At 72.5% G+C, this 3870-nt stretch carries 3 protein-coding genes; all 3 read left to right on the top strand.

The features are described 5' to 3' along the window. Positions 1 to 18 precede the first annotated feature (18 nt). A complete protein-coding gene (locus tag N790_RS02780) occupies positions 19 to 993 on the top strand; it encodes a PfkB family carbohydrate kinase (RefSeq protein ID WP_043800420.1) in 975 nt (324 codons plus the stop codon). A 60-nt stretch (positions 994 to 1053) separates the two neighbouring features. Beyond that, positions 1054 to 3165 (top strand): TonB-dependent receptor, encoded by a 2112-nt coding sequence (locus N790_RS02775; RefSeq protein WP_052385636.1) that lies wholly within the window; start codon positions 1054 to 1056, stop codon positions 3163 to 3165. A gap of 8 nt (positions 3166 to 3173) precedes the next feature. Further along, the coding region (locus tag N790_RS02770) for a PepSY-associated TM helix domain-containing protein (protein WP_043800419.1) at positions 3174 to 3870 on the top strand (697 nt) is incomplete at its 3' end.

Genomic DNA, 3870 nt, shown 5'->3' with positions numbered 1-3870 from the left:
ACCCTGGGTGCCTGAGCCATGGCGGGCACGGTGCTTGTCCTGGGCTCGTACAACCAGGACCACGCGTGGTCCGCCGACGACCTGCCCGCCCCCGGCGCCACGCGCCTGGGCAGTTACACCAGCGGCCCCGGCGGCAAGGGCTTCAACCAGGCCGTGGCCGCGGCCCGCGCCGGGGCCCGCACCGGCTTCGTGACCGCGCTGGGCGAGGACGCCGCGGCCGCCACGGCGCGCGCGCTCGCCGCGGCCGACGGCATCGTGCTGCACGCGGAAGTGCATGGCAGCCTGCCCTCGGGCACCGCCGGCATCTTCGTGGACGCGGCCGGGCGCAATGTCATCGTGGTGGCGCCCGGCGCGAACGCGGCGCTGACGCCGGGCTTCGTCGCGGCGCTGGACCCGGCGTTCGCAGGCGCCGACGTTTTCCTGGCGCAGCTGGAGGTGTCGCCCGAGGCCGTGCACGAAGGCCTGCGCCGCGCCCGCGCCGCGAACGCGCTGGCCATCCTCAACCCCGCGCCGGCGAACGCCTTCACCACCGAAGCGCTGCTGCGCCAGGCCGACGTGCTGACGCCGAATGAAACCGAATTCGCCGCCCTGCTGCAGCGCCACCGCGGCCTGGCCTGCGACGCCGACACGCTGGCCGCGCAGGACGACGCCGCACTGCACGCGCTGTGCCGGGAACTCGCGCCCTGGGCCACCGTGGTGGTGACGCTGGGCGCCAGCGGCGTGTTCGTTTCCCATCCCGGCGAAGCCTTGCGCGGCGACGCGACCGGCGCCTACCGCCTGCGCCCCGAAGCCGTGCACGCGGTGGACACCACCGGCGCCGGCGACGCCTTCAGCGGCGCCCTGGCCGCGGCCCTCGCCGCCGGGGCGGATGCGGCGTTCGCCGACGCCGTGCGCTTCGCCAACCGCTTCGCCGCGCTGTCCACCGAACGCCGCGGCGCGGCGCTGGCCATGCCGCGGCGGGCCGAGGTGGAGGAGCGTTTCGGCCCGGCCTAGTTGTTGCTGTTGCGAATCATTCTTATTATCATGCGCGCAGTTCCCTGATGGACCGCCCGCATGCCCCGCCTTTCCGTTCTCGCCCTCGCCGTCCTCGGCGCCCTTTCCCTGCCCGCCCTGGCCGATGACGGGCTGGCCGTGCTCGACGAAGTCACCGTTTCCGCCAGCACCAGCCGGCTGCCCTGGTCGGAGGCAGCCCTCCCGAACACCATCACCGTCATCGACCGCGCCCAGCTCGAGCAGCAGCTGGCGCTCACCAACGACCTGTCGCAGGTGCTGGCCAACCTGATCCCCGCCTTCGCGCCCTCGCGCCAGAAGATGACCAGCTTCGGCGAATCCCTGCGCGGCCGGCAGCCGCTCTACATGGTGGACGGCGTGCCGCAGTCCACCCCGCTGCGCGACGGCTCGCGCGACGCCCACACGATCGACCCGGCCATGGTCGAGCGCATCGAGGTCATCCACGGCGCCAACGCGCTGCAGGGCCTGGGCGCCTCGGGCGGCATCATCAACATCATCACCAAGCGCGCGCCGCGCGAGGACGGCGACACCTGGCACGACGTGTCCCTCGGCGCCAGCACCGCGCTGCCCACCGAAGACGATGCCACCGGCACGCGCGCCTCCTGGCTGTCCGGCACCCGCCGCGGCGCGGTGGATTTCGTCGGCGGCGCCTCGCACGCCACCGAAGGCCTGCACTACGACGGCGATGGCCGCGCGCTGGCGGTGAACGGCGTGCAGGGCGACCTGATGGATTCGAAGTCCACCAACCTGTTCGCCAAGCTCGGCGTCGACCTCGGCGGCGACCGCCGCCTGCAGTTCACCGCCAGCCATTACGCGCTCGACGGCGACGGCGATTACGTCTCGGTGCCCGGCTCGATCGCCACCGGCACCCCCGCCACTTCAGTGCGCGGCGACCTGCCGCTGGACCCGCCGCGCAACCGCTCGACCCAGGTCGCCGCCGACTACACCGACCGCGACCTGGCCGGCGGCTACCTGCAGGCGCAGCTGTACTGGGTGGACTTCGCCGCCCGCTACGGCTCCAGCCCCTGGGTGGATTTCTTCAGGAATGAACCCGGTTCGATCTGGCAGGACCAGTCGCAGAACGTTTCCGAGAAGTTCGGCGGCAAGTTCAGCTGGTCGCGCGCCGACCTGTTCGGCCTGCCGCTGCAGGCCACGTTTGGCCTCGACCTGGCCCGGGACACCACCTACCAGGAACTGCTGGAAGCCGGCCTGGACTGGGTGCCCGAAACCACCTACCGCTCCACCTCGCCCTTCGTGCAGCTGCAGTACGCGGTGGGCGACTTGAGCCTGGTCGGCGGCCTGCGCCACGAGCGCGGCGAGCTCAGCGTGGACGACTACGTGACCCTGCCGGTGTACGGCGCGCAGGCGGTCGAAGGCGGCAACCCGGAAACCCGCGAAACCCTGCCCAACGCCGGCTTCGTCTGGCAGGCCACCGACGCGCTGGCCTTCTACGGCTCCTATGCCGAGGGCTACACCGTGGCCGACATCGGCCGCGTGCTGCGCGCCATCAACCGCCCGGGCCAGTCGGTGGAAAACCTGGTGGACCTGTCGCCCGTGGTGGCCGACAACCGCGAACTCGGCCTCGACTACGACGACGGCCGCTGGACCGCGCACCTGGCCGCCTACTGGTCCGATTCCGACCTGGGCTCGCTGCTGGTCTACGACCCGGTGGCCGACAACTACAACGTCAGCCGCCAGAAGACCGAGATCCGCGGCATCGAAGGCAACGTGGCCTTGCGCTTCGGCAGCGGCGACCGCATCGGCCTGGCCTACGCGCAGACCGAAGGCCGCTACGACCGCGACCAGGACGGCGCGGTGGACACCGACCTCGAGGGCATCAACATCAGCCCCGACCGCGCCACGCTGTTCTGGGAGCGCGCCTGGACCGGGGGCGTCGCCACCCGCCTGCAGGCCAGCCACGCCTTCGACCGCGACTTCGAGCGTTTCGGCAGCCGCGTCGCTTCCTTCGACGGCTACACCACGCTCGACCTGCAGGCCCGCGTGGCGCTGCCGCTGGGCACGCTGTCGGTGGGCCTGGAAAACCTGCTGGGCGAGCAGTACGTCACCTACTACTCGCAGACCACGCCCTCGAACGACGACTACGTCGCCGGCCGCGGGCGCGTGCTGAGCCTGGCCTGGTCGCACCGCTTCTGAGCGCGGCGATGGCCGACGCGAGCCTGCACGCCCCGGGCCGCCTGAAGCGGCGCGCCCGGTCGCTGCTGGCCTGGCTGCACCTGTGGCTGGGGCTGGTGGTGGGCAGCGTGTTCGCGCTGGTGTCGCTGGCCGGGTCTGTGCTGGTTTTCCACACCGAACTGCTGCTGGCCACGCATCCGCGGCTGGCGGCGTTTTCCCCGTCGGCGAGCGGCGAGGTGATGGGCCGCCTGCTCGCCGACGGGGCCCCGCGCGGCCTCACCGCACTCGACCTGCCTCGCGAAGGCCTGCCGGTCTGGCAGGCCTATTACGCCGACGGCAGCCGCGCCTACTTCGCGCCCACCGACGGCGAACTCCTGCTGGCGCGCAGCCACGACGGCGACTGGCTGATGTGGCTGCACCACTGGCACGTGGAGCTGCTGGGCGGCACCGTCGGCAAGGAGGTGCTGGGCATCGCCGGCTGGATCGCCTTCGGCCTGCTGCTCAGCGGCCTGTACCTGTGGTGGCCGAAGGCCGGCAAGGCGCTGTCGCAGCTGCGCTGGCATGCCGGCCCGCCGGCGCGGCGCTGGCTGAGCTGGCACCGCAGCAGCGGCGTGCTGATGCTGCCGCTGCTGGGCCTGGCCACGCTGACCGGCCTGGGCATGGTGTATTCCGCCGGTTTCCGCGGCGTGCTGGTGGGCACGCTGGGCGCGAACCCGCCGCCCGTGG

The organism is Arenimonas malthae CC-JY-1 (assembly GCF_000747075.1).
GTDB lineage: Bacteria > Pseudomonadota > Gammaproteobacteria > Xanthomonadales > Xanthomonadaceae > Arenimonas > Arenimonas malthae.
Note: the sequence above shows the minus strand (reverse complement) of the source record. Positions and strands in the feature narration are given on the sequence as shown.